3 protein-coding genes are annotated in these 1,856 nt (G+C 68.3%); all 3 read right to left on the bottom strand.

Going from position 1 to position 1,856, the window contains the following annotated elements:
* Window positions 1-315, bottom strand: a 315-nt coding sequence (locus AC5E6L_RS15295; protein WP_491774456.1) for an ATP-binding cassette domain-containing protein, incomplete at its 3' end; no start/stop codon positions are given.
* A complete protein-coding gene (locus AC5E6L_RS15290) occupies window positions 312-1,118 on the bottom strand; it encodes an ABC transporter permease (RefSeq protein WP_491230470.1) in 807 nt (268 codons plus the stop codon). The genes AC5E6L_RS15290 and AC5E6L_RS15295, both read right to left, overlap by 4 nt.
* Window positions 1,115-1,856 (bottom strand): ABC transporter permease (locus AC5E6L_RS15285; protein WP_491774454.1); only part of this gene is annotated, 742 nt, incomplete at its 5' end. The genes AC5E6L_RS15290 and AC5E6L_RS15285, both read right to left, overlap by 4 nt.

Raw genomic sequence — 1,856 nt, 5'->3', positions numbered from 1 at the left:
CAGCACCGGATTGAGCGATGCGGCGGGATTTTGCGGAATCAACCCGATTCGCCCGCCGCGCAAGGCGCGCATCGCGCTCTCGGGCAGGGCGAGCAGGTCGCGCCGTTCCAGCGCGATGCGTCCGCCGATGCGCGCATTGCCGGGCAAAAGGCGCATGATCGCCATGCCCAGAACCGACTTGCCGCTGCCGCTCTCGCCCACCAACCCGACGATTTCGCCCGGTTCGAGGGCAAGCGAGACGCCGTCGACGGCCGCCAGCGGACCGGTGGGCGTGGGGAAGGTGACGGTCAGGCCGTCGACCGCAAGCAGGCTCATGGCAGCGCCGGCCTTTCCAGCCGCGCATCGAGCCGGTCGCGCAGATCATCGCCCAGAAGGTTCACGCACAGCACGACCGCAACGATGCACAGGCCAGGCGCGATCATCACGAGCGGGGCGGCGCGATGATAAGCGCGCGCATCGCTGATCATCACGCCCCATTCGGCGGCGGGCGGCTGAAGGCCGAGGCCGAGAAAGCTCAACGCCGCGATGGCCAGGATGATGCGCCCCAGCCTGAGCGTGAACAGGACAACGACCGGCCCGATCAGGTTGGGCACGATGTGCAGGGCGATGATCCTGCCATGGCCCGCGCCCAGCGAACGCAGCGTCTCGACCCATTGCGCCTCGCGCAGGCGCAAGGTCTCGGCACGGACGACGCGCGAGAAGTCCGCCCATGAGGTGATGACGACGGCGATGAGGATGCTGGTCGCGCCGGGGCCGAGCGTGCCGGCGATGGCCAGCATGAAGGAAAGGCCGGGCAAGCCCTGAAACAGGAGCACGAACCCTTCGATGGCATCGTCGGCGAGCCCGCCGAAATAGCCCGACACGGCGCCCATGACCAGCCCGACGACAAGCGTCGCCACGGTCGTGACGAGGGCCAGGAGGATGGTGCTGCGTCCGCCCCAGACAAGGCGCGAGAGCAGATCGCGCCCCAGATGATCGGTGCCGAGCGGATGGTCGCCCGAGGGCGCGGCCAGACGGTTGGCCATGTCGATGGCGTCCGGCGCGTGGGGGGCGATCAGCGGCGCCGAAAGGCAGGCCGCGGCGATCAGGCCAAGCGATGTGGCGGCGATGGTCCTCATGCGACCGCCCTTGCGCCCAGGCGCACTTGCGGATTGATCAGCAGGCAGGCCAGATCGGCGGCCAGGTTGAACAGGACGAAGATCGCGGCCGTGAACAGCACATAGCCCTGGATGACCGGATAATCTCGGCGGAAGATTCCCTCGACGGCATATTGGCCGATGCCGGGCAGCGCGAAGATCACCTCGACGATCACAGACCCGCCCACAATGCCGCCGAAATAAGTACCCGTGACGGTGATCAGCGGAGCGGCCATGTTCTTGAGCGCGTGGCCGGCGACGATGCGCGCTTCGCTCAGCCCGCGTCCGCGCGCGGCGATAATATGGGGCTCGCTCATCGCTTCAAGCATGACGGCGCGGCCAAGGCGCATCAGCACGGCCGCCATGCCCGTGGCCAGCACCGCCGACGGCAGCACCATGTGCCGCCAGCCGCCCGGCCCGCTGGTCGGAAGCCAGCGCAGCGTTTCGGAAAAGACGAGGATCAACATCAGCGCCAGCCAGAAGCCGGGCACCGACAAAAGCGTCAGGGCCATGAAGCGGCCCACATGATCGAAGGGGCGATTACGCCAATAGCCCATCGCCATGCCCAGCGGCACGCCGAGGGCAACCGCCAGGATCACCGCCGAGACGGCCAGCGACAGCGTGACCGGCAGGCGGCGCGCGAATTCCCCGGCGATCGGCAGGTCCGTGAAGATGGACCGGCCCAGATCGCCGCGCAGCACGCCGCCCAGCCAGTCGAAA

The sequence above is a fragment of the Roseitalea sp. genome, assembly GCF_984466335.1.
The sequence above is the reverse complement of the archived record's forward strand: the minus strand, read 5'-3'. Positions and strand labels throughout refer to the sequence as shown.